Here is a 429-nt window from a genome sequence, read left to right on the forward strand (position 1 = left end):
ACCGAGCCGAAACAGCACCCATGTCATTCCAGCCTCTGTTAGACGCACCGCTTGCCGTGCAATTCCATGTCGCCACCGTCATGCCCGCAGCCATTCTCGGGGCCTTCATCTTCCTGCGCCCCAAGGGAACCGCCATCCACCGGCTGCTCGGCAAAATCTGGGTGATGCTGATGGTTTCGACTTCCGTTTCGACGTTCTTCATCCATGAATTGAGGATGTTTTACGGTTTCAGCCCGATCCATCTCCTCTCCGCTTTCACGATATATGGCTGTCTGCAATCGATCTACTTCGCCCGGCGTGGCGATATCAGACGCCATATGCGGATTATGCAGAGCGTTTATCTGGGCGGCATCGTGATTGCCGGAGGTTTCACCTTCGTGCCCGGACGCCTTATGAACAAGGTTGCTTTTGATGGCGGCGGAGCGGGAT

Annotated in this window: 1 protein-coding gene; it reads left to right on the top strand. The window is 55.9% G+C overall.

From position 1 onward, the window contains the following. Nucleotides 1–20: 20 nt before the first annotated feature. Nucleotides 21–429, top strand: a 409-nt coding sequence (locus D7X55_RS41425; RefSeq protein WP_147470514.1) for a DUF2306 domain-containing protein, incomplete at its 3' end; no start/stop codon positions are given.

This window comes from Corallococcus sp. AB049A, assembly GCF_003668885.1.
Taxonomy (GTDB): Bacteria; Myxococcota; Myxococcia; order Myxococcales; family Myxococcaceae; genus Corallococcus; species Corallococcus interemptor.